The following is a 23,950-nucleotide window of genomic DNA, read 5'->3' on the forward strand; positions in this document are numbered from 1 at the left end:
CGCAACAAACACCGGCAGGCGCGTCGCGGCGACGATGCACCTGCTGGCGGGCGAGCTCGCTGCAAGCATGCCCGAATCGCGACAGTGAGTGTCTGTACGACGTGAGACAGGCAAAGGCCGCCCTGGATACCCTCCTTTGGCACTGCCTTGTTGCGGTCTGCCCCCAGGCCGCAGTGTCCTCACTCGACAAAAGAAACTTCGCCCATGACGACTTCTGCCGCCACCTTGGCCCGCCCCACGGCCCACGTCGATCAACCTCAGGGTTTCCTGGTTCGTATCGTCGGCGCCGCCGCCTTCGCCCACTTGCTCAACGACCTTATCCAGGCCGTCCTGCCCTCGATCTACCCGATGCTCAAACAAGACTTTTCCCTGAGCTTCGCCCAGATCGGCTGGATCGCGCTGGTGTTCCAGGTCACCGCCTCGCTGCTGCAACCCTGGGTTGGCCTGTACACCGACAAGCACCCGCAACCTTACCTGTTGCCAGGCGGCATGTTGATTACTCTGATCGGCATCGCCCTGTTGGCAACGGCAGGCAGCTATGAAATGTTGCTGGTGGCATCTGCCGTGGTCGGCGTAGGCTCCGCCACTTTCCACCCCGAGGCCTCGCGAGTGGCGAGGATGGCCTCTGGCGGGCGCTTCGGCACGGCACAGTCCACCTTCCAGGTGGGCGGCAACACCGGTTCGGCCATCGGCCCGTTGCTCACCGCGCTGATCGTGATCCCTAACGGCCAATCGGCCATTGCCTGGTTCATGGTGGCTGCTGCACTTGCTGTATGGGTGCTGTGGCGGGTCACCGGCTGGACGATTCGCCACGGCCAGCATCGGCTCAAGAGCATTGCCGGGCAACAGGCACCCGCACTCTCCAACGGTGCGATTTGTCGCGCAGTGGGGGTGATCGCGCTGCTGATGTTCGCCAAGTTCGTCTATATCGCTTCGTTCACCAACTACTTCACCTTCTATCTCATCCAACATTTCGGTTTGAGCGTGCAGCAAAGCCAGCTGTACCTGTTCGCTTTCCTCGCGGCCGTGGCATTAGGCACCTTCGCAGGGGGGCCGGTGGGCGATCGCATTGGCCGCAAGGCGGTGATCTGGGTTTCCTTCCTTGGCGTGGCGCCGTTCGCCATGGCCCTGCCCTACGCCAACCTGGCCTGGACCGCAGTCCTGGCTGTGGCCATCGGGCTGGTGATGTCTTCGGCGTTCGCCGCCCTGGTGGTTTACGCCCAGGAAGCGGTACCGGGCCGAGTCGGCATGGTGTCCGGGGTGATGTTCGGCCTGATGTTCGGCATCAGCGGCATCGGTGCGGCTGGCTTGGGCGAATTGGCTGACCGACATGGCATCGAGTGGGTGTATCAGGTGATCTCGTTCCTGCCCCTGTTGGGCCTGGCAACGGCCCTGCTGCCGGCGACCCGCGCCAAAGCCCACCCGGCCACCTGCTGCTAAGATGGCCACGCGGAACACCTAGGAGGCGCACGATGGCACTGATCAAGCCGATGGAGCAAATGCTGGTGGAGGTCGACGAATGGACCTGGGAGGTGGGCAGCCGTGCCACGGACTACCCACCGGACTGGTTCATCGCCCCCCACTCCCATGCCAAGCATCAGCTGATCTATGCCATCAAGGGCCTGATGATCGTGCAGTCGCGGTCCGAGCGCTGGACCGTGCCGCCGAGTCGCGGCGTATGGATGCCCTGTGGCCAGGAACACGCGATCCGCTGCGTGGGCGATGTGAAGATGCGCAGCGTGTTCGTGCGCCCGGACGCAGCAGCGAACCTGCCATCACAGAGCAAGGCCATCAGTATCTCGCCGCTGCTGAGCGAACTGATCAAGGCCTCGGTGGACTTCACCGGCCCGTACGCCGAGGACTCACGCGAATCACGGATCGTGCACCTGATCCTCGACGAGATCAGCGTGCTGCCAACCCTGCCGTTGAAGCTGCAGCAGCCCGGCGACAAGCGTCTTCAGGTCATCTGCTCGGCACTGCACGAGCGCCCCGAGGACAACTCGACGGTGGCAGACTGGGGTCTTCACCTTGGGGTGGATGAAAAAACCATCCAGCGTCTGTTCCGCAAGGAAACCGGCATGACCTTCGGCCAATGGCGCCAACAAGCGCGGCTGATGCAAGCCCTGGAGCGGATCGCCCTCGGTGAGCGGATCATCGACGTCGCGGGGACGCTCGGCTATGACAGCCCAAGCGCCTTCGCCAGCATGTTCAAGCGCCAGTTCGGCACGACGCCGAGTCAATTCTTCAGATGAGCGGCCCCTGGCTCGAACACGGTTACCGCTCGCGCATCCACGGCCTTCGGCAGCAGGCCTTCGCGGTAGAATGCATCGGCTATTCGCTGTTGCTCGGCCAGGTTGTCCAGTTTCACCGGCTGCACGTCATAGCTGCGCCGAGCATTGGCCTGCTGCACCGTGACGCTGTCCAGATTACCCCACAGTGGCCCCAGCACCCGGGCTGCGGCGGCCGGGTTGGCCTTGGTCCAACCGCCAATTTCACGCAGCGCCTGGTACACCTGATCCAGCACCTGCGGGTGCGCCTTGGCGTATTCACTGCCAGCCAGGTAGTAACGCTGGTAACTAGCCAGTTCGGTGCCATCGGCGAGAATTCGCGCGTGCTGCTGACGCTGGGCACTGGCCACGTAGGGATCCCAGGTTACCCAAGCGTCGACCTTGCCGTTTTCGAAAGCTGCGCGTCCGTCGGCGGGAATCAGGTAGGCCGGGCTGATGTCCTTGAAGCTCAGTCCCGCCTTGGCCAGCGCCTGGATCAGCAGGTAGTGGCTGCCAGCGGCCTTGGTCACCGCCACGCGCTTGCCCTTGAGGTCGGCAAGGGTCTTGAGCGGCGAGTTGGCCGGCACCAGGATGGCCTGGGCCGCCGGCGACGGCGCCTCCCGGGCAAAGTACGTCAGTTGCGCACCAGCGGCCTGGGTGAACACGGGAACGGTGTCGGCCACATCTGCAGAAAGGTCGACGTTACCCAGGTTCAACGCTTCGAGCAGCGGCAAGCCGCTGGGGAACTCGTGCCAGCTGACTCGTATACCCTCAGCCTGCAGGCGTTGTTCGAGGGTGCCGCGTGCCTTGAGCAGGGTCAGCAGGGTCGAGGACTTCTGGTAACCGATACGCAGGGTCTGCTCGGCGCTGGCCAGGGACGGTAGCACGCCGCCGATCAACAGGCCCAGCGCAAGATGGCGCAGCCGTTTGGGATATGCCATGAAGATTCTCCGGAATCAGTGTTGGGCAGTCAGAGGGTCGGTGGCGGGTACGCTGAAACCCGAAGCGAAGGTCGGCGCTACCTCCAGGCGCTCGCTCATCAGGCCATGGGCTTGGTAGAAGTCCGCGGTTTCCTGTTGCTCAGCGATGGTCTCGCCGTCGATCGCCTGCCAGCGAAGTTGGCGACGTTCGAACTGCAGTCGCGCCGCTTCCACGGGGAAGCCAATGATGGCGGAAAGCGTCCTGGAATAGGTGTCCAGATGCTGGTTGGCCCAGACCTGGGCACCAGCCAGACGGGCAAGATAGTCCTGCAACGCCGTGCGGCGTGCAGGGTCTTCGAGAGCCTTGTCGGTGGCCGCGAGGAAACTGTTGCCGGTGGACAGCCCTCTGCCGTTGACCAGCACCCTGCCTTGCCCGTTAAGTTCGGACAGGGCCGTATAGGGCTCCCACGTCGACCAGGCGTCCACCGAACCATTGGCAAGGGCAATCTTGGCATCGACCGGTCCCAGGAAACGGAACTCCACGTCCTTCTCCGTCAGCCCGACCTGGTCCAGCGCCTTGAGTGCCAGGTGATGGCCGATGGAACCACGGCCGGTGGCGATGCGCTTGCCCTTGAGGTCCGCCGCGCTGTGCAGCGGCGCGTCAGGGCGCACCAGCAGCGCCGTGCCGTAAGGGTCGGACTTGTCCGCGGCGATCGCTTTGACTGGCGCACCTGATGCCAGCACGAACAACAACGGCGCATCGCCGATGATGCCGGCATCGATAGCGCCAGCATTCAGTGCTTCAGCGAGCGGCGCAGCTGCCGGAAACTCGGCCCACTGAATGTCGTAAGGCACATCGCGCAAGGCGTCTGCCGCTTCCAACTGGGCACGCATGTTGCCTTTCTGGTCGCCGACACGCAGGGTCAGGCGCTCGGCGGCGATGGCCTGGGTGGCCAGCAATGAGGCTACAAGCAACAACGATAGACGGCGACGGCTGGACATCCTGTGCTCCTTCAAAGCATTCCTGGAAAGGCCAGGTGGCATGCCACCTGATGCCGGGACACTTTATCGAGCACCTATAAATTAATGAAATTGATTTTAGTGCTAACCTAATATGCAAAAATCAGGACTACATCACCGCATCGAGCCCTGCCAGGGCGAACCGCACCAAGTGTTCTGCCAACGCCTCTTCCGACTGTTCGAACAATCCCGATAGCGGTGTCGTGATGTCGCGGCTGATCACCTGCAACATCATCACCGGTGCGATGACGCTGAACAGACAGCGCAGCAATGCCGGGTCCTCCACGGGCTTACCCGTGAGCTCACCCAGCAGGCTCAATACCAGTCGCGACTTGGGCATCGCCTCTTCTGCGATCAACTCGCTCACATACGGCGACGGGGTCAGTAACTCGCGGCTCCACAACCGGGCTTGCCACCGTTTGCCGTTGATGACGTTGAGGGTCAGTGCCCTGATCAGGTCGACCAAGCGTTCACGGGCTGGGCGGTCGCTGCAGGCCAGTTGCTGCAACTGCTCCAAGCTGATCAGGTGTTGGTGCATCTCCTTGAGTACTGCGCGGTAGAGGCCCTCGCGACTGCCGAAGTGGTAGTTCACCGCGGCCAGATTGCACTGCGCCAGGGCGCAAATGGCCTTGCTGGTCGCCTCGGCATAGCCACGTTCGGCAATCAGCTGGCCGGCGGCATCGAGGATGCGCTGCCGGGTGATGTCGCCATCCGGGCGGCGCCCACGCGGCTTACTGGAAGGGGCTGGTTCGCGGCTCATGCCAGGCACTCGTGGTGTTGTCTCAAATCAAATTCTAATTTGAATTCTGTGACTATGCTTGCTCCATGTCAGTGATCGATCACAGGTCGTCATCATGCAGAAAAAGCTCGTCATCGCCCTGTTGGCGGCAACGCTGGTGGGCTTTGGGGCGTGGTACTACGTGCACACCCGGGGCGACCAGGGGGGCGACCTGGTGCTCTATGGCAACGTCGATATCCGCCAGGTCTCGCTGGCATTCACCGGCAGCGAGCGCATCGGCGAAATGCGCGTGGAGGAAGGCGACACCGTCAAGGCCGGGCAGGTGCTGGCTACCCTCGATAGCCGTGCGTTGAAGCTGCAGATCGACCAGGCCAACGCCCAGGTCGCCGTCCAGCAGGCCAACGTCCTGCGCCTGCGCAATGGCAGCCGCCCCGAGGACATCGACCGCGCCAGTGCCCAGGCAGCAGCCAGCAAGGCCCAGGTCGACCTCGCCGCCACCCAGTTGCGCCGCTTGCAAACCATCCGCGCCAACAGCAGCGGCGGACGGGCCGTGAGCCAACAGGACCTGGACAATGCCGCTGCGCAACTGAAGGTGCGCCAGGCCCAGTGGGAGGACAGCCAGAAGGCCCTGCGTCTGGCCAGGATTGGCCCCCGGGCCGAAGACATCGCCCAGGCCGAGGCCCAGCTGCAAAGCGCCCGCGCGCAACTGGCACTGCTGCAGCACAACCTCGACGAAACCGAACTGCGTGCACCGCAGGATGCCACCGTCCGCTCGCGCATGCTCGAACCAGGCGACATGGCCTCGCCGCAACGGGCGGTGTATGCCCTGGCCATTACCACGCCAAAGTGGGTACGGGCCTATATCAATGAGTCGCAACTGGGCCACATCCGACCGGGCCTGCCCGCCAGGGTCACGACCGACAGCCACCCGGACGCTCCCGTGCAGGGGCAGGTCGGGTTCATTTCCGACGTTGCCGAATTCACGCCCAAGGCCGTGCAAACCGCCGAGCTACGCACCGCGCTGGTGTACGAGGTGCGCATCATCGTCGACGATAAGGACAACCGCCTGCGCCTGGGAATGCCGGCAACCGTTCGATTTGCCCAGGCGGACCTGGTGAACGACGGGAAGGCCCGGTAATGGAGTTGGTCATCGAGGCCAAGGCTGTTGCCAGGCGGTTCCTGGTCAAGGCATCGGGGCAGGCCGTCCAGGCATTGCACGGCTTGGACCTGACACTGCGCAAAGGCACCCTCACCGCCCTGGTCGGGCCCGATGGCGCCGGTAAAACCACATTCCTGCGCCTGGTCGCGGGGCTGTTGCAAGCCGATAGCGGGGAGTTGAACGTGCTCGGCGTCGACGTCAAGGCGCACCCGCAGAAGGTCCAGGACCTGATCAGCTATATGCCGCAGCGCTTTGGCTTGTATGAAGACCTGAGCGTACAGGAGAACCTCGATCTCTACGCCGACCTCCATGGCGTAGGCGCCAACCTGCGTCGGCAGCGCTTCGAGCGGCTACTGGCGATGACCGACCTGACGCACTTCACTCGCCGGCCAGCAGGCAAGCTGTCTGGTGGCATGAAGCAGAAGCTCGGCCTGGCCTGCACCCTGGTGCGGTCGCCGCAACTGCTGTTGCTGGATGAGCCGACCGTGGGGGTCGACCCGCTGTCACGTCGTGAACTGTGGGAGATCGTCCAGCAACTGGTGCGGGAAGAGAACCTCAGCGTACTGCTCAGCACCTCCTACCTGGACGAAGCCGAGCGCTGCTCGGAAGTGTACATGCTGCACCAGGGTGAACTGCTGGCCCAAGGCATGCCACAGGACATCCGCCGCCACGCCGATGGCCTTTGCTACCTCGCCACACCGCCCGCCGGGCAGCCGGCGCGCACCCTGCAGGCCCGTCTGCTGGGCAACACGCACACCATCATCGATGCGGTGCCGCAATCGGGTGAGGTGCGTTTCATGCGCCAGCCTGATGCCGACCAGCAGACACTCGACACGCTGCTGGGCGGCGCTCCGGTACGCCCGGTGGAGGCCAGGCTGGAAGATGGCTTCATGTTCCTGCTGCGTGCACGCAGCGATGCCGAGCACGTCGACATGGAAACACTCAAGACCAGTGCCCCGAGCGACCCACACAGCAGCGAACCGGCCATCGAAGTGAAGGACCTGGTGCGCACGTTCGGCGACTTCACCGCCGTGGCCAGCACCAGTTTCAGTGTGCGCCGGGGTGAGATCTTCGGTCTGCTGGGGCCCAATGGCGCTGGCAAGACCACCACCTTCCGCATGCTCTGCGGCCTGCTGCCCGCCTCGTCGGGCAGCCTGCAGGTGGCCGGCGTCAATCTGCGCCATGCACGGGCGAAGGCTCGCCGCCGGGTGGGCTATGTGTCGCAGAAATTCTCCCTGTACGGCAACCTCTCGGTCCGCGAGAACCTTGAGTTCTTCGGCGGCGCCTATGGGTTGCCCGGCAAGCAGTTGCAGCGGCGCATGGACGAAGTCGCCCAGCAATTCGACTTGTCCGGACACGAGAGCGACCCCAGCGGCCAACTGCCCGGCGGCTTCAAGCAACGCCTGGCCATGGCCGTGGGCCTGCTCCACGAGCCGGAAATCCTCTTTCTCGACGAGCCCACCAGCGGCGCCGACCCCCTCGCCCGCCGAGGTTTCTGGCAACGCATCACAGCACTGGCGGCTGCCGGCACCACGATCATCATCACCACCCACTTCATGGAAGAGGCGGAGTACTGCGACCGCATCGTCATCCAGGACGCTGGCAAGCTGATCGCCATGGGCACGCCGCAGGAAGTCCGCGAGCAGGCCGCAGGCAAGGGCAGCACGCTGAACATGGAACAGGCCTTCATCGCCATCGTCGAGCAGGAGCGCCAGCAACAGCAGGTGACGCCGGCATGAGCACCGCGACGCTCGGTGCCTTCTGCCGCCGACTGGTGTCACTGACCCGCAAGGAAGTGCGGCAGATGCTGCGTGACAAAAGCAATCTGTTGATCGGCATTGGCTTGCCCATCGTGCTGATTCTCATCTTCGGCTACGGACTGTCGCTGGACGTGCGTCACAGCGTGGTCGCGGTGGTGCAGGATGACCCTGCGCCGCAAGCCCACGACCTGCTGGCCAGCATCAGCCATTCGGCCTACCTGGAACCGCGGCCTGTGAAGTCCTTCGAGCAAGGCAGGCAATGGCTGGCTTCGCGTGAAGTCGATGCCCTGGTGTACCTGCCGGGCGATTTCAGCCGTCGCCTGCAGGCGGGCGACGCCCAGGTACTGGTGCTGGTACAAGGCTCAGACGCGACGCGTGCTTCGGGGGTCAGCAACTACCTGAACCAGGCCCTGGCCTTGTGGGGCCAGAAGCAGAGTTCGCGCAACGGCGGCTTGCAGGCTGGTGGAGTGCAGATCGAGCAACGCATGTGGTTCAATGCCGCCAACACCAGTACCTGGTACCTCGTGCCGGGGTTGATCGTATTGATCATGACGCTGGTGGGGGCTTTTCTCACCGCGCTGGTGATGGCCCGCGAATGGGAGCGCGGCACCCTGGAAGCGTTGTTCGTGACGCCCGTGCGGGCTGCGGAGATTCTCCTGGCCAAGGTCATTCCCTGCTTCGTCGTCGGCCTGATCGGACTGGGGTTGTGCCTGCTGGCAGCGCGTTTTCTATTCGATGTGCCGATGTATGGTTCGCTGTGGGCGCTGGTGATCTGCTCGATGCTGTACCTGCTCGTGGCACTGGGGATCGGCCTGCTGATTTCGGCGGTCACCAAGAACCAGTTCCTGGCCAGCCAGATTTCCCTGCTCGTCAGCTTCCTGCCGGCGATGATGCTTTCAGGCTTCATCTTCGACCTGCGCAACGTACCCACCGCCGTGCAGGTAGTCGGAAACCTGCTGCCCGCCACCTACTTCATGCAAGTGGTGAAGTCGCTGTTCCTGGCCGGCGACTTCTGGCCATTGATCCTGCGCAACAGCTTGATTCTCACCGGTTACGCCGTGGCCTTGCTGGGGCTGGCGCGCCTGGCCACGCGCAAGAGGCTCGATTGACATGGCCACGTTCCTGGAACTGCTGCGTCGCCTGGTCAACCTGTGGCGCAAGGAACTGCTGGTGATTTTCAAAGACCCGGCAAACCGCATCGTACTGATCGCACCGGTGCTCATGCAGAGCCTGCTGTTCGGCTATGCCGTGACCTTCGATCTCAACGACGTGCCCTACGCACTGCTCGACCATAGCCACAGCGAATCGTCCCAGCGCCTGGCCAGCCGCCTGGACGGCAGCGGCATCTTCCACCGCGTGCAGACCCTCAACTCCAGCCGCGACATCGCCGAGGTGATCGATGCGCAAGAGGCATTGCTGGTGGTGCACATCCCACCTGATTTCGAGGCCCGCCTTACCCGAGGAGAAACCGCACCGCTGCAGGTGATACTCGACGGCCGTAACTCGACCACCGCAGGCTCCGCCGCAGCGGGCCTTGCCAGCATCGTGAACGACTTCAACCGAGAACGCGGTCTGGCGCAAGCACCGATCAACGTGGTTACCCGCGCCTGGTACAACCCCAACCTGGAAACCCGTTGGCCGCTCATTCCGGCGTTGATTGCTTCGCTGAGCATGCTGCAGACACTGGTGCTCACCGCCTTGTCGGTGGCGCGCGAACGTGAGCAGGGCACGTTCGACCAATTGCTGGTCACCCCCTACTCGCCGATGGAGATCATGATCGGCAAAGCCATACCGCCCATTCTCATCGGCCTGGTGCAAGCCTCGTTGGTGCTATTGATGGCGCTGTTCTGGTTCCGCATTCCCATGGCCGGCTCCCTGCTCGACCTGTACGGCGGCCTGCTGGTGTTCATGATCTCCAGCGTCGGCCTGGGCATGTCGATTTCGGCCATATCGCTGAACATGCAGCAGGCCATGCTCTATACCTTCGTGCTGATCATGCCGATCATGCTGCTGTCGGGCCTGGCCACGCCGGTGCGCAACATGCCCGACGCCATGCAACTGGCCACCTGGATCAATCCCCTGCGCTTTGCCATCGACCTGATTCAACGCATTTATCTCGAAGGCGTCAGCCTGTTCGACGTGGCACACGACCTGGTCCCCATGCTCGCCGTAGCCGCCGTCACTCTGCCGCTGTCTGCCTGGCTGTTCCGCAATCGACTCGCTTAACCGGAGGCTGCAATGTCGTCGCCGCTCAACGCCTTTTGCCTCACGCCGTTGCTACTGGCCCTGATGGCCTGCAGCGCGGTCGGGCCTGACTACCAAGCGCCGCAGCCGGTTACCCCGAGCGACTGGCACGCGGCCCATAGCGGTGACCCCACGCTCCTGAACACGCGCTCGGCCAACCAGGCCATTGCGACGCAATGGTGGACCCAGTTTGCCGACCCGACGCTGAACTACCTGCAGCGGCGCGCCATTGCCGCCAGTCCGGACCTGACCAACGCCGCCCTGCGCTTTGCACAAGCGCGCATGCAACGGCAGATGGTCGCGGCGCAGCGTGGCGTGAACGTCGACGGCAGGGCCGACATCCAGCGCCAGCGTCAGAGTGAGCGCGGTGCCAGCGCGAAGATGATCGACAGCTTCGCACCGGGCAACAGCGACGAGCTGACCAAGGCCCTGGCGCAACCATTCACCCTTTATGAAGCAGGCTTCGACGCATCCTGGGAGGTCGATTTCTGGGGCCGGGTACGCCGCTCCGTCGAGGCCGCGGACGCCCGTGTCGAGCAGCAGCGCGCTTTGCTTGAGCAGGCACGGCTGGTGGTGGCCAGCGAAGTGGCGCGCGGGTATTTCGAATTGCGTAGGGTGCAACAGTTGATCGGCGTCACCGAGCAAGACCTGCGAGCCACCGAGGAGTCGCTCGAACTGGTGAAAGCCCGCGCCGACGGCGGCCTGGTCGACGATTTCGACCTGGTCCGTCAACGCGCTCAACTCGAACAACTGAGTGCCACCCTGCCCTCACTGCAGGCGGCGCAGACCCAGGCCATCAACCAACTGGGCGTGCTGGTCGGCGCGCAACCGGGCGAACTGCAGGCTCAGTTGCTGCTACCTACAGCCACGCCTCCCACCCTACCCGACCTGAGCCCTGGGCTGCCCTCGGACGTGGCGCGCAAACGCCCGGATATCCGCGCCGCCGAAGCCCAGCTTCACGCGGCAACGGCCAACATAGGGGTGGCGGTCGCCGAGTTGTATCCAAGCATCCGCCTGGGTGCCAGCTTTGGGTATTCCTCGTTCGAAAGCGGCAAGTTTTCTGACTGGGGCAGCCGCCAGTGGGCGGTAGGGCCGAGCTTGAGCGTGCCGATTTTCGACAATGGTCGGCGCCGCGCTCAAGTCACTTTGCGCACGCTCGAACAACAGGAGGCAGCGGTCAACTACCAGCAGACGGTACTCAAGGCCTGGCAGGAGGTGGATGATGCGCTGAGCAGTTATGGCGCCGAACGCCAGCGCAACGACCAGCTCAAGGCACGCCTGGGCAGCGCCGGGCAAGCCTATGACATGGCCAAGGCACGCTATGCCGGTGGACTGACTGACTTTCTGGTAGCGCTCGACGCCCAACGCAACTATCTGCAGGCGCGCCGAGATGTGGTGGACAGTGACAACCAGTTACGCCTGGGCCTTGTAGCGTTGTACAAGGCTCTGGGGGGCGGTGCTCCAGTGGGTGCGCGCGAGGTGCAGCAATGATGGACAAGCGCCGCCTGCGCGGCGCATCGCGAGCAAGGCTCGCTCCTACGTCTGATCTGGGTCCGTAAGGTGTGCAGCCGCCGCGAACCGCTGTAGGAGCGAGCTTTGCTCGCGATGCGCCAGTATCCTGGGCTTATCCAGCCGGCGCCACCAACCGATACCCCACCCCCGCCTCGGTAATGATGAACCTCGGCGCCGTCGGGTCATCGCCCAGTTTCTGCCGCAGGTGCCCCACCACGATCCGCAGGTAGTGGGTATCGTCCACATGAGTCGGCCCCCAGATATCCTTGAGCAACTGCTGCTGGGTGATCACCCGCCCAGGATGCCCGGCCAGTTGCGCCAGCAGCGCATATTCCTTGCGGGTCAGCGCCACCTCGACACCGTCCAGGGTCACCTTGCGAAAGGCAAAGTCGACCGTCAACGGCCCGAAGCTCGCCAATGCCTCCCCGCCACTGGCCTGTGGCGCCTGACGCAGCAGGGCGCGGATGCGTGCCAGGAACTCCTGGATACCGAAGGGCTTGGTCACATAGTCGTTGGCACCACCATCGAGCGCATCCACTTTCTGAACTTCACTGGCGCGCACCGACAACACCATTACCGGCACCGAGCTCCACTCGCGCAGCTCACGCAGCACGTGCTGGCCGTCCATGTCTGGCAAACCAAGGTCGAGCACCACCAAGTCCGGCTTGGCCAGGGCGGCCTGCGTCAGGCCCTCGGCACCTGTGGCGGCCTCGATCACCTTGTACCCCTGGGATGCCAGGCTGATGCGCAGAAACTTGCGGATCTGCGGTTCGTCGTCGATGACCAGGAGGGTCGCGTGCTGGCTCATGGGGCTTCGCTTTCGGCTTCAGGTTGATCGGGCAGCGGCAAGCATAATGTGATGCAGGTGCCCTGGCCATCGATGCCTTCGCTGACCAGAATTTGCCCGCCGTGGGCGCCGACCATGCCTTGGCAGATGGCCAACCCAAGCCCCGTGCCCTGCCCGCCCCGATCCCCCCGGGCAGCGGTGTAGAACATGTCGAAGATCTTGTCCCGCTCCGCCACCGGAATGCCAGGCCCCTGGTCGCTTACCGCGAAGTGCAGTTGCTGGTCGTGCACGGACACCTCCAGTTCCAGCCGTCCCTGCGCCGGCGAAAAGCGGGCGGCGTTCTCCAGCACATTGACCAGGGCCTGTTCGATCAATGCCGCATGCACGAACAACAAGGGCAACGCGGCCGGCACCTCGGTGTGCACGCGCAACGGCGCCAGCACGGCGCGCAGGCGGTTCAGCGCACTGCCGACGATGTCCGCCGGTGCCACCCAGTCGCGAGCAAGCTTCAGCCCACCATGGCCCAGGCGGGTCATGTCGAGCAGGTTCTGGATGTAACGGTCCAGGCGTTCGGCCTCGTTGCGCGTGCCTTCGAGCAACTCACGCCGATCAGCGGGCGCAATGGCCTCGCCCAATGCCAGCAGGCTGTCGATGCTGCCGCGCATGGCGGTCAGCGGTGTACGCAGGTCATGGGATACCGATGCCAGCAAGGCACTGCGCAACTGCTCGGTTTCGCCATGCAGGCGCGCCGCTTCCAGTTGCTCGGCCAGCCGCGCCCGGGCCAGGGCCTGGGCCAAAGGTTGCCCCAAGGCCATCAGCAGGCGACGGCGCTGGGCGCTGAGCGGCTCGCCGGAGTGCGGCCGCACGCCAAGCAGCGCCAGCGGCTGCTCATCAACCGCCAACGGCCACCACCACCAGCGCCCATGGGGCAAGGTATCGCTGCCATGGCCGGCAGCCTGGCCGTGTTGCCAGGCCCACTCGGCAGCGGCCCGTTCGTTGTCGGTGAGGGCTTGCGCCTCGCCACTGACCCGATGCAACAGGCCCTCTGCATTGCGCTCGAGCAGGCATACCTGCATGTCCTGCAAACCGTTCAAATGCTGGCCCGCTGCATTGAATACCGCCTGACGGTCGGTAGCCACGGTCAACCGTCGAGAAAGGTCGAGCAACTGGCTGGTCTGCGCCTGAGTCTCGCGCAGGGCCTGCAACTGCTGGCGTTGCCGCGCTGCGAGATTGCCGGTCAGGGCGGCCATCAGCAGGAAGAACACCAGCGTCAGCACGTCTTCCTCGCGCTGGATGGTGAAGGAGAAGTTCGGCGGTATGAACAGAAAGTCGTAGGTCAGGAACGACAACGCCGCACAGGCCAGGGCTGGCCCAAGGCTGCTGCGTACGGCCACCAGCAACACCGCGGCCAGGAACACCAAGGAAATATTGGGCAATGCCAACACGCCGGCCACCGCCCAGGACAGACTTGCCGCCAACGCAGTCGCCAGCACGGCCAGCAGATAATGGCGCCACACCCAAACGCGCTTGACCGACATGCTGGGTGTGGCGGGTTGGGCATCGCGGTCGAGCACGTTGACTTCCAACCCATGGCTTTCACGCAGCAACCGAGCCGCCACCCCGGCACCGAACAAGCGCCGCCGCAGGCGATCACGCGACTGCCCGACCAGCACCAGACTGGCCCTGCGTTCGGCAGCATGCTGGATCAGCGTGCGCGCCACCTCCCCGGCCCGCAACACCACCACTTCGCCTCCCAGCCGCTCGGCAAGCTGCTGCGCAGCCTGCAGGCGATGACGGGCGGTTTCGTCGAGCAACCGGCCATTGTCCACATGCACCAAGCTCCAGGGCAGGTGTCGACGCTGGGCCACCCGACAGGCATGGCGCACCAGACGCTCGGCCTGATCGTCACCGTCGACCCCGACCAGCAAACGCCCACGCAAGGCCGGTGCCTCCTGGCCACGCTGGCGGTAGCCGTGGGCCAGGTCGGCATCCACCTGCGCAGCCGCCGTCTGCATGGCCAGTTCGCGCAGGGCCGTGAGGTTGGTCTGGGAGAAGTAGGCATCGATGGCCGCCCGCGCCTGCTCGGGCACATACACCTTGCCCTCACGCAGACGGGCGAGCAGGTCGCGGGGCGGCAGGTCGATCAGCACCAGCTCGAAGGCCTCCTGCAGTACCCAGTCGGGCAAGGTCTCGCGCACCTGCACGCCGGTGATGTCACGCACTTTGTCATTCAGGCTTTCCAGGTGCTGGACGTTGACCGTGGTGTAGACGTCGATCCCGGCGGCCAACAGTTCCTGGACATCCTGCCAGCGCTTGGCGTGGCGGCTGCCAGGCGCATTGGTGTGGGCCAACTCATCGACCAGGGCCAAGGACGGGGATGCCTTGAGCAGTCCGTCGAGGTCCATTTCCTCCAACGTGACGCCACGGTACTCGCTGCGCAGCAAGGGTTGCTGGAGCATGCCGCCGAGCAAGGCTTCGGTCTCGGCCCGGCCATGGGTCTCGACCACCCCGGCCAGCACCTGCACGCCTTGGCGTTGCTGGGCGTGAGCGGCTTGCAGCATGGCGTAGGTCTTGCCCACCCCAGGCGCGGCACCGAGAAACACCTTGAGCCTGCCGCGCCCTTCACGCGGCAGGTTGGCCAACAGCGCGTCTGCGCGGGCGGAATCACTCATGAGTCATCCTTCATCTGCTGTGCAGAAAACACGGGCCGCAATATCGGCATGGCACGTGCAGGAACGGGTTCACCCGCGAATACGTCGGTGAGCTCACCGCACCCTTCGCGGGCAAACCCGCCCCCACAGGCCTTTGCTGGTAACCGGCCTTGAGTCAGTGACCAATACTGCCAAGCGCCCGGTTCAGGGCCAGCACATTGACCACAGGGGGGCCGATCAGTGGCTGCAGGGTGGCCTCTTCCACCAAGGCTTGCAAGCGCTCGACTGACATCTGCCGGGCTGCCGCCACGCGCGCGATCTGGTAGGCCACGGCCTCAGGCGGCAGGTGCGGGTCCAGGCCGCTGCCCGAGGTGGTCAGCAACGCCTGGGGTACGCCCCCCTGCCCAGGTTGGTAGAGCGCTGCCGCCTCCCCTTTCACCCGTTCGGCCAATGCCGGATTGCTGGGGGAAAGATTGCTCGCACTGCTGGCCACGGTGGCATAGGCACCGGCCGACGGACGCGAGTGAAACCAGCCATCACCCTGGAAGTCCTGGGCGATCAATGCCGAGCCACGCACCTGGCCATGGTCGTCACGCACCAGGCTGCCGTTGGCCTGCTCGGGAAACGCGACCTGGGCTATGCCGGTTACCGCCAAGGGGTACAACGCGCCGGTGACCAGGGTCATCAACAAGGCCAGGCTCAATGCCGGGCGCAGATAGGTGTTCATGTCGGCCTCCTCAGACCAGGTGCAATGCATTGAGCAACATGTCGATCAGCTTGATCCCGGCAAACGGCACGATGATCCCGCCCAGGCCGTAGATCAGCAGGTTGCGTCGCAGCAACTGGGCCGCGTTCGCTGCCTGCACACGCACACCGCGCAAGGCCAAGGGAATCAGCGCGATGATGATCAGCGCGTTGAAGACGATCGCCGACAGAATCGCGCTCTGCGGGCTGGCCAGGTGCATCAGGTTGAGCACGCCCAGCTGCGGGTAGATGGCGGCGAACAGCGCCGGCAGAATGGCGAAGTACTTGGCCACGTCGTTGGCGATGGAGAAGGTGGTGAGCGCCCCGCGCGTGACCAGCAACTCCTTGCCCACCTGGACCACGTCCAGCAGCTTGGTCGGGTCGCTGTCCAGATCGACCATGTTGGCCGCCTCACGCGCCGCCTGGGTACCATCGTTCATGGCCATGCCCACATCTGCCTGGGCCAGCGCCGGTGCATCATTGGCGCCGTCACCGCACATGGCGACCAGACGCCCGTCGTTCTGTTCCTGGCGAATGCGCGCCAGCTTCTTCTCGGGCGTGGCTTCAGCCAGCACATCGTCCACCCCGGCTTCGGCGGCGATGGCAGCAGCGGTCAGCGGGTTGTCGCCGGTGACCATCACCGTGCGGATACCCAGCTTGCGCAGCTCAGCGAAGCGCTCGCGAATGCCGGGCTTGACCACATCCTTGAGGTGGATCACGCCCAGCAAGCGCTTGTCGACACACACCAGCAGGGGCGTACCGCCGCTCTGAGCGATGCGTTCGACTTCACGGGCCAGTGCCGGCGGCATCTCCAGTCGCTGCATGCCGACGAAGGCCAGCACCGCATCGACCGCGCCCTTGCGGTAGTGACGCTGCTGAAAATCGACACCGGAAAGCCGCGTCTCGGCGCTGAAGGCAATGGGTACCAGCTGCTGGGCGCTTGGTTCAATGAACGCGTGCAATTGACGCAGGTACTCGACGATCGACTTGCCCTCGGCAGTATCATCGGCCAACGATGCCAGCAACGCGCCCTCCCCCAACTCCTTGGCCGTGACCCCCGGCGCACTGTGCAGCGCACTGCAACGACGATTGCCGAAGGTGATGGTGCCGGTCTTGTCGAGCATCAGGGTGTGCACATCACCGGCCGCCTCCACGGCGCGGCCCGAGCGAGCGATGACATTGAGCCGCACCAGGCGGTCCATGCCAGCGATGCCGATGGCCGATAGCAGTCCGCCGATAGTGGTGGGGATCAGTGTCACCAACAACGCTGCGAGGAAGATCAGCGGCAGGCTACCGCCTGCGAAGTGGGCGAACGGCTGCAAGGTCACGACCACGATCAGGAAGATCAGGGTCAGGCCGATCAACAGAATATCCAACGCGATCTCGTTGGGCGTCTTCTGCCGCTTGGCACCTTCAACCAGGGCAATCATGCGGTCCAGGGTCGACTCGCCAGGGTTGCTGGTGATGCGGATCAGCAGCCAGTCGGATACCAGGCGGGTGTTGCCGGTGACGGCCGATCGGTCGCCACCGGACTCTCTGATCACCGGGGCCGACTCGCCAGTAATGGCCGCCTCGTTGACCGCTGCAATGCCCTCGAGCACTTCGCCGTCGCCGGGGATCAATTCACCGGCCACCACCTTGACCACATCGTCCTTGCGCAACTGCGAGGCAGGCACGGTCTCGAAGCCGCCTTGGCGGGTGCGGCGCTGCGCGGTAAGGCCCTGGCTGCCGGCCTTGAGGCTGTCGGCGCGGGCCTTGCCGCGCCCTTCGGCCAGGGCTTCGGCAAAATTGGCGAACAACACGGTGAACCACAGCCACAGGGCAATCTGCACCGCCACGCTGGTGCTCACGCCACTGCCCGGTGCAAAGCACAGCACAGTGGTGAGCACAGCCGTGAGGGCCACGACCAGCATCACCGGTGAACGCTTGAGTTGACGCGGGTCGAGTTTGACGAAGGCCTGCACCATGGCCGGGCGCCAGAGTGCGGCGAAACGGGTCTGGTCCTTGGCGCTGGAGTGGGCTTTCACTTCGGGAATGGGCATGTTCATGGTTCGCTCCTCAGAAGCCCAGGCTCAGGTGTTCGGCGATCGGCCCAAGGGCCAGGGTTGGCAGGAAGGTCAGGCCGCCCACCAGCAGGATGGTCACCACCAGCAAGGTGGCGAACAGTGGCCCGTGGGTCGGGAAGCTGTTCAGCCCTTGCGGCGCGGTTTTCTTCGCAGCCAAGCTGCCTGCCAGGGCCAGCACCGGCAGGATGTAGCCGAAGCGGCCGATCAGCATGGCCAAGCCGATCATCAGGTTGTGGAACACGGTGTTGGCACCGAAACCGGCGAAGGCCGAGCCGTTGTTGGCGGTGCCGGAGGTGTAGGCATACAGCAGCTGGCTGAAGCCATGGGCGCCTGGGTTGCTCACCGCCCCCGCAGGGCCTGGCAGGCTGGCGGCGATGGCGCCGAGCACCAGCACGCCCACCGGCATCACCAACAAGGTCGCCACCAACAACTGCACCTCACGGGCTTGCAGCTTCTTGCCCAAGTATTCCGGCGTGCGCCCAATCATCAGGCCTGCCAGGAACACAGCGATCAGCACAAACAGCAACATGCCGTAGAGCCCGGCACCGACGCCGCCGAAGATCACCTCACCGACCATCATGTTGGCCATGGCCACCATACCCGTCAGCGGGTTGAGGCTGTCGTGCATGGCGTTGACCGAACCGTTGGACGCAGCGGTGGTGGTCACGCTCCAGAGCACCGAACCGGTGGTGCCGAAGCGGCTTTCCTTGCCCTCCATCGGCGCGCTCGACTGTACCTGAACGCTTTCCAATGCCGGATTGGGTTGGTATTCCGCCCACAAGGCGGTACTGCCACCGATCAGGAACAGGGCAAGCATGCAGGCGATGATGGCGCGGCTCTGGCGCAAGTCCTTCACGTAGTGGCCAAAGGTGAACACCAGGGCAGCCGGGATCAGAATGATCGACGCCACCTCGAACAGATTGCTCCAGGCCGTGGGGTTCTCGAACGGGTGCGCCGAGTTCACGCCGAAGAAACCACCCCCGTTGGTACCCAGTTGCTTGATGGCGATCTGGCTGGCAGCCGGTCCAAGCGGGATGACCTGGTCAACGCCTTGCAGGGTCACAGCATGGGCATAATTGGCGAAGGTCTGGGGCACGCCCTGCCACACCAGCAGCAGCGCCAGCACCAGACACAACGGCAAGAGCCCGTAGAGGGTGCCCCGGGTCATGTCGACCCAGAAGTTGCCCAGCGTTGCCGTAGAGCGCCTGGCAATGCCACGGCAGAGTGCAACCAATACGGCCAGGCCGGTGGCAGCGCTGACGAAGTTCTGCACGGTCAGGCCAAGCATCTGGCTCAGGTAGCTGACCGAGGCTTCGCCGCTGTAGGCCTGCCAGTTGGTGTTGGTGACGAAGCTTACCGCTGTGTTGAATGCCAGCGACCACTCCTGGCCTGGCAAGTGCTGCGGATTGAGCGGCAGATAGCCCTGCAGCAACAGCACGCAGAACAGCAGCACGAACCCGGCCAGGTTGAAGGCCAACAAAGCCAGGGCGTACTGCTTCCAATTCTGCTCCTGCTCGGTGCGCACGCCCGCCAGCCGGTAACAGCCCTGCTCCAATGGGCCGAGTACTGGGCTGAGCCAGGTACGCTGGCCTTCCATCACCTTGTAGTAGAAACGCCCCAGCCAGGGTGCAGGCAGCAGCACGATGGCAAAGAAGGCCAACAGCAACGCGTAGTCGTAACTGTGCATGACCGCTCCCTAGCTGCGATCGGCGCGCAGCAGCGCCGTAAGCAGGTAAATCGCCAACGCCACTGCCAGCAGCAGTGACAACCCTTCGAGCACATTCATCGGTGGTTCTCCCCATCCATGCGGCGTTGGCCGCTTTGGGGAAATTGTCCGAGGGTGCGACGTAAAGGGGCGAGATCGAGGGACAGGTCAGCGCATAAAGAATGCGTAAAGATGCAGCCCGTTGCCGGGCCGCGGGTGATATCAGCGTTGCGGCGTCTGCTGCCCTGCGTTGCGGCTCCAGTCCAGCAACAGGCTGTAGCCCACCGCCAGCAGTGTCGGCCCGATGAACAGGCCGATGAAGCCAAACGCGATCAGGCCACCGAACACGCCAAGCAGGACGATCACCAGTGGCAGGTTGCCGCCGCGGCTGATCAGGTAGGGCTTGAGCACGTTGTCAACGCCACTGATGACGAAGGTACCCCAGATACCCAGGAACACGGCCATGCCGTACTCACCTTTCCATACCAGCCAACCGGTGGCCGGTATCCAAGCCAGCGGCGGCCCCATGGGAATGAGGCTGAGCATGAAGGTCACCAGGCCGAGGATGATGGCGCCCGGCACACCGGCGATGAGAAAGCCAATCAATGCCAGCAGGCCTTGGGCCGCGGCGGTGCCGATCACGCCGTTGACCACACGTTGCACGGTGCCGGCCACCAGTTCCAGGTAATACTCGGCACGGTCGCCCATCAAACGCTGCAGCAGGCGCAGGACGAACGCCGCCAATCGCGGGCCGTCGCGGTAGAAGAAGAACACGAACACCAGGCTCAGGGTCAGTTCGAGCACACCACTGCCCAATTGCGCACTGCGTGCCAGTAGCCAGTTACCAACCTGACCCAGGTGGGGTCTGACCGAGGCCAGCAGCATCGCGCCCTGTTGGTCCAGCGACTCCCACCAGCTGACCAGGCGCCCGCCGACCAGCGGGACACCGGCCAGCCAGTCCGGGGCGTCAGGTAAACCATCGACCTGTACATCGCGAATGAACGCCGTGGCGTCGCGAATGTGGTCCGCCAGGTTGAACCCAAGCCAGACCAGCGGCAAGGCCACGACCAGAATCCAGACACCGGTCAGCAAACCTGCCGCGAGGGTCTCGCGATCCCCCAGCACGCGGGTCAGCAGGCGCATCAACGGCCAGCTGGCAAAGGCCAGGATGGCCCCCCACAGCAGTGCCGAAATGAACGGCGCCATTACCCACAGCCCCGCGCCCAACAGCGCCAGCAGAAGAATCTGGATCAACAGACGATCATTGTTGGCCATGGTGGCGCTCGATCAACGAATCAGTTCAAGGTGCAGGCCATCGGTAGGGGCGTCCCCGACTTCCAGCCGGCTGCTGCGCACGCCTGCCTTGATCAGCTCTTGGCGCCAGGCTTCGGCCTCGGCTCCACTGAGGCTGGCACGCAGGGTGCTGTCAAGGTTCAGGCTGCGTCCGAGCAGGGTCACCCAGGTGGCTTGCGGTGCGCCCAGGTCAGGGTAGTCCAGCTTTCCGGTGTCGCGCATTTCGCGCAGCACGGTCGCTGGCGTGGGTAGCAGTTCGCCCAGCGGGCTGCCCGCGACGAACTCTTCGACGTGCAAGTACGCGCGGCGGTTGCCACGGGTGACGCTGTACAACGCCACCAAGGTGTCGGCCTCTTCGGCCGAACGGCGCAACAGGATGAATGCCTGCTGCTCGTCGCCGCCATTGAGCCGGGCATTGCCGAACACATCGTTGGCCCACAGGCTGGCTTCGCCGCAGTCACGGCCCTGGCACCAGAACAAGGGGTAACCGCCGTCACGCTGCAATTGTTCGCGGGCGCTGGTGAACGCCTCACGAGCGGTGCGTTCGACGGGCAGTTCGTAAGTGACCGAGCTGACCTGGCCACGGCTCTCGACCTTATCATCGACCCGCAGGCGACCGCTGATCTTGCGCAGCGGGCCCAGGGGGTAGACGCGTTCCTGTTCTACGGCGGGGCGTTGGTCGACCACCTTGCCATCTTGCGGCACCGGCAGGCTGCCCGCCCAGGAAGCGGCGCTGACCAGCGCGACGCAGGTGACGAAGGTGACGAAGGTGACGCGGATGAAAACGGATGCGCTCATCGGCCACCCTTGGGGCAGCGGGTGGCGGAGCGAAGGTCCAGGATGTCTGGCATTTGCATGGTTGTCTCCCTGTTCAACCCGCCAAGCCTCGGCACTTGTCCGGTACAAGTCAAGAAAAGCCAAAGAAGCGATTGAAACAGTCTGCGACAAGGATCGCACCCTGCTCATCGTTCAGGTGCAGATGATGCCCACCTGGCAGCACCACTCGCTCAAAGGGTAGCTGCTCCAGCAACTCGGTGTGGCGCACCAGCATGCCATCGGCGGCCACCACCAGACAGCCCGGGCAACCGACCCGGTGCACGTACGCCATGGCCTGGGCCGGGTTCAGGCGCGCCGGCGATGGTAAGGTCAGTCGGCTGTCGCTGCGCCAGCTGAACCCGCCCGGGACCGGCATCAGTCCGCGCTGGGCCAGCAACTGCGCAGCTTCGTGGCTTACCGCGACCATCCCCTTCATGCGAGCCTGCACGCCGTCTTCGACCGAGGCGTAAACCGACTTGCGCTTGCCATCCAGGCGCAACTGCGCCTGCAACGACATGCCCAACCGCTCGGCCGCATCCTGCTCGGCACCGGTAGGCGGGATCACGCCGTCGATCAACGCCAGGTGGCTGACCCTGTCCGGCAAGGCCCCAGCCAACTGCACCGAGATGATGGCGCCCAGCGAGTGACCAAGCAGGGCGAATCGTTGCCAGCCAAGCTGCTCGGCGACCCGCAACACGTCATGGGCGTAATCGGCCAGGGCATAGCCGGCCCCTGGCGGGCGGTGTTCGGAATAGCCATGGCCGGCCAAGTCGAGCGCGACGATACGCAAGCCCTGTAGACGGGGTGCCAGGCGCGCGAAACTGTTGGCGTTGTCCAGCCAGCCATGCAGTGCGATCACCGGCAACCCGTCCGCTGGCCCGAACAGGTGCGCGGCGAGTTCGATATGGCCCAGGCTCAGGCGCACTTCTTCGACGGGCAGGCTCATGCCTGGCTCCAGCGATCGAACAGGCCCTTGATCAGGCTGGCGGTATCAGTGGGGCGCTCCAGCGGGAACATATGGCCACCCGGTACGCTGTGGTACTCACCCGTGGGCATGCCACGCACGGCAAACGCGTGGTGACGACGAATCACCCGGCTACGGTCGCCACGCACCATCGCCAACGGCACCTGCAAATGCCGGGCAGGTGCCGGGCTGGCATGGGGGATGCTGCGATAGATACTGATCTCGGTGGCCGGGTCGAAGCGCAAGCGCAGCCCCTCCTCTGCGGTTTGCAGACCATGTTCCAGATACGCCTCGAGGCACTCGGGGTCGAAATTGCGGAACAAGGTCTTGCTGGCGAAATATGTCCGCGCGCTGTCACGATCGGCGAAGGCCTCGCGCCGCCCTAAGGTGCGGCCTGCAGGCGTGATGCGATCGATGAAACCGAAACGCTTGGCGGTGCGGATCAACCACTGGTCGGCACGGGTCAACACCGGCGAGTCAAGCATTACCACGCCCCGGTACAACTCTGGGCGGCGCAGCGCGGCATGCAGGTGCAGCACACCGCCCAGGGAGTGACCGACGCCCCACACGGGCTGATCCTGCTGAGCCAGATGGTGCAACAGTTCATCGACCAGGTTCCGCCAATTGTCATCGACCGGAAACCTTGGGTCGTGGGCGTGTTGGGCCAGGTGCGTCACCTGGTAGTCCGGCGCGAGCGCGGCGAACAGCTTGCCGTAGGTGGCCGAGGGAAATCCGTTGGCGTGGGCGAAGAAGATCCGTTGCGACATGGCGCCAGGTCCGAACCGGGGATGGTTGCCCATTGTCGGCATCGTGGCGGCGCTCGGCAATGTCCGGAAAGGTCATCGCGCAGGGCAATCAGGACAGGTCGAAACCGAGCAATGAACGGCGCAGGCAGGCTTGCAGGTAGGCCAGCTGGCTTTCGAGCGCCTCGCGAGCCAGGCGCTGATCCTTGTGGTCGAGCTGTAGCCGGCGTAACGCCAGGCAGCTGGTCTGCACCAGGTGGGATACGCGCTGGCAAGCGTCCTGCAGCCTGCGCAGGTCTTCCTCTCCTTGTATCCGGGTGGCGAGGTCCGGGCAGCCACGGCCTTGGAGCCTGCCCATCAGGTGATACAGCTTGGCATCAGCGGCCTCACGCAGCAGGCTGTACTCGGCAAAATCCAGCGCCCCGCTGGCCTGCACTTTATCCAACGTTGGCTGCAAATCGGCACAGCGAACCAGATCCAACCTTCGACCACCCATCCCGCACTCCTGATTCTTCCCTGCCTGTACCGCCTCGATGCAACGCTAGCAACGCCCTGCCAGA

General features: G+C 64.4%; 21 protein-coding genes. 7 read left to right on the forward strand and 14 right to left on the reverse strand.

Translation table 11 applies throughout. The annotated features are described in order from the left end of the window. Positions 1–204 precede the first annotated feature (204 nt). Together P3R38_RS16370 and P3R38_RS16375 are read left to right on the forward strand one after the other, a co-directional pair. A complete protein-coding gene (locus tag P3R38_RS16370) occupies positions 205–1,440 on the forward strand; it encodes an MFS transporter (protein WP_023381314.1) in 1,236 nt (411 codons plus the stop codon). Positions 1,441–1,478: 38 nt separating this feature from the next. Beyond that, complete coding sequence (locus P3R38_RS16375; protein ID WP_027908192.1) at positions 1,479–2,252, forward strand: helix-turn-helix transcriptional regulator; 774 nt, start codon at positions 1,479–1,481, stop codon at positions 2,250–2,252. Here P3R38_RS16375 and P3R38_RS16380 read toward each other — a convergent pair. From P3R38_RS16380 to P3R38_RS16390, 3 genes are all read right to left on the reverse strand, one after another. Beyond that, positions 2,237–3,208, reverse strand: a complete 972-nt coding sequence (locus tag P3R38_RS16380) for an aliphatic sulfonate ABC transporter substrate-binding protein (RefSeq protein ID WP_023381316.1) — start codon at positions 3,206–3,208, stop codon at positions 2,237–2,239. The genes P3R38_RS16375 and P3R38_RS16380 overlap by 16 nt on opposite strands. A gap of 15 nt (positions 3,209–3,223) precedes the next feature. After that, positions 3,224–4,189, reverse strand: coding sequence for an ABC transporter substrate-binding protein (locus P3R38_RS16385; RefSeq protein WP_277686426.1), 966 nt, complete (start codon positions 4,187–4,189; stop codon positions 3,224–3,226). A gap of 127 nt (positions 4,190–4,316) precedes the next feature. Then, a complete protein-coding gene (locus P3R38_RS16390) occupies positions 4,317–4,967 on the reverse strand; it encodes a CerR family C-terminal domain-containing protein (protein WP_023381318.1) in 651 nt (216 codons plus the stop codon). Positions 4,968–5,061: 94 nt separating this feature from the next. Here P3R38_RS16390 and P3R38_RS16395 point away from each other — a divergent pair, with 94 nt between their 5' ends. Genes P3R38_RS16395 through P3R38_RS16415 form a run of 5 tightly spaced genes read left to right on the forward strand, consistent with a single transcriptional unit; the run spans position 5,062 to position 11,600 of the window. Further along, the gene (locus P3R38_RS16395; RefSeq protein ID WP_023381319.1) at positions 5,062–6,084 is read left to right on the forward strand and encodes an efflux RND transporter periplasmic adaptor subunit; all 1,023 of its coding nucleotides are present in this window, start codon (positions 5,062–5,064) and stop codon (positions 6,082–6,084) included. Further along, on the forward strand, positions 6,084–7,844 hold the full coding sequence (locus P3R38_RS16400) for an ATP-binding cassette domain-containing protein (RefSeq protein ID WP_023381320.1): 1,761 nt from the start codon (positions 6,084–6,086) through the stop codon (positions 7,842–7,844). Before P3R38_RS16395 ends, P3R38_RS16400 begins: the two co-directional genes overlap by 1 nt. After that, positions 7,841–8,974, forward strand: coding sequence for an ABC transporter permease (locus tag P3R38_RS16405; RefSeq protein ID WP_104883463.1), 1,134 nt, complete (start codon positions 7,841–7,843; stop codon positions 8,972–8,974). Before P3R38_RS16400 ends, P3R38_RS16405 begins: the two co-directional genes overlap by 4 nt. A gap of 1 nt (position 8,975) precedes the next feature. Beyond that, the gene (locus tag P3R38_RS16410) at positions 8,976–10,091 is read left to right on the forward strand and encodes an ABC transporter permease (RefSeq protein ID WP_023381322.1); all 1,116 of its coding nucleotides are present in this window, start codon (positions 8,976–8,978) and stop codon (positions 10,089–10,091) included. 12 nt (positions 10,092–10,103) lie between these two features. Beyond that, positions 10,104–11,600, forward strand: a complete 1,497-nt coding sequence (locus P3R38_RS16415) for an efflux transporter outer membrane subunit (RefSeq protein WP_027908194.1) — start codon at positions 10,104–10,106, stop codon at positions 11,598–11,600. A 133-nt stretch (positions 11,601–11,733) separates the two neighbouring features. Here P3R38_RS16415 and P3R38_RS16420 read toward each other — a convergent pair whose 3' ends face one another. From P3R38_RS16420 to P3R38_RS16470, 11 genes are all read right to left on the reverse strand, one after another. Next, positions 11,734–12,429, reverse strand: coding sequence for a response regulator (locus P3R38_RS16420; RefSeq protein ID WP_023381324.1), 696 nt, complete (start codon positions 12,427–12,429; stop codon positions 11,734–11,736). Continuing rightward, the gene (locus P3R38_RS16425) at positions 12,426–15,080 is read right to left on the reverse strand and encodes a sensor histidine kinase KdpD (RefSeq protein ID WP_023381325.1); all 2,655 of its coding nucleotides are present in this window, start codon (positions 15,078–15,080) and stop codon (positions 12,426–12,428) included. Before P3R38_RS16425 ends, P3R38_RS16420 begins: the two co-directional genes overlap by 4 nt. Positions 15,081–15,234: 154 nt before the next feature. Next, positions 15,235–15,786 carry a potassium-transporting ATPase subunit KdpC gene (kdpC, locus tag P3R38_RS16430; protein ID WP_023381326.1) on the reverse strand — a complete coding sequence of 184 codons (552 nt, stop codon included), beginning with the start codon at positions 15,784–15,786 and terminating at the stop codon, positions 15,235–15,237. 10 nt (positions 15,787–15,796) lie between these two features. Then, positions 15,797–17,851, reverse strand: a complete 2,055-nt coding sequence (kdpB, locus tag P3R38_RS16435; RefSeq protein WP_023381327.1) for a potassium-transporting ATPase subunit KdpB — start codon at positions 17,849–17,851, stop codon at positions 15,797–15,799. A 10-nt stretch (positions 17,852–17,861) separates the two neighbouring features. Further along, a complete protein-coding gene (gene kdpA / locus P3R38_RS16440; RefSeq protein ID WP_277686427.1) occupies positions 17,862–19,556 on the reverse strand; it encodes a potassium-transporting ATPase subunit KdpA in 1,695 nt (564 codons plus the stop codon). A 9-nt stretch (positions 19,557–19,565) separates the two neighbouring features. After that, complete coding sequence (gene kdpF / locus P3R38_RS16445; RefSeq protein ID WP_041925515.1) at positions 19,566–19,655, reverse strand: K(+)-transporting ATPase subunit F; 90 nt, start codon at positions 19,653–19,655, stop codon at positions 19,566–19,568. A gap of 141 nt (positions 19,656–19,796) precedes the next feature. Next, the gene (locus tag P3R38_RS16450; protein WP_023381329.1) at positions 19,797–20,849 is read right to left on the reverse strand and encodes an AI-2E family transporter; all 1,053 of its coding nucleotides are present in this window, start codon (positions 20,847–20,849) and stop codon (positions 19,797–19,799) included. Positions 20,850–20,861: 12 nt separating this feature from the next. After that, the gene (locus tag P3R38_RS16455) at positions 20,862–21,665 is read right to left on the reverse strand and encodes a DUF4892 domain-containing protein (protein WP_277686428.1); all 804 of its coding nucleotides are present in this window, start codon (positions 21,663–21,665) and stop codon (positions 20,862–20,864) included. A gap of 109 nt (positions 21,666–21,774) precedes the next feature. Beyond that, positions 21,775–22,629, reverse strand: a complete 855-nt coding sequence (locus tag P3R38_RS16460; RefSeq protein ID WP_023381331.1) for an alpha/beta hydrolase — start codon at positions 22,627–22,629, stop codon at positions 21,775–21,777. Continuing rightward, positions 22,626–23,414 carry an alpha/beta hydrolase gene (locus tag P3R38_RS16465; RefSeq protein ID WP_023381332.1) on the reverse strand — a complete coding sequence of 263 codons (789 nt, stop codon included), beginning with the start codon at positions 23,412–23,414 and terminating at the stop codon, positions 22,626–22,628. The genes P3R38_RS16460 and P3R38_RS16465 overlap by 4 nt, the downstream gene beginning before the upstream one ends. An 88-nt stretch (positions 23,415–23,502) precedes the next feature. Beyond that, entirely contained in the window at positions 23,503–23,886 is a 384-nt protein-coding gene (locus P3R38_RS16470) for a hypothetical protein (protein ID WP_023381333.1), read from the reverse strand. Positions 23,887–23,950: the final 64 nt, after the last annotated feature.

The sequence above is a fragment of the Pseudomonas sp. NyZ480 genome (genome assembly GCF_029537255.1).
Lineage (GTDB): Bacteria > Pseudomonadota > Gammaproteobacteria > Pseudomonadales > Pseudomonadaceae > Aquipseudomonas > Aquipseudomonas taiwanensis.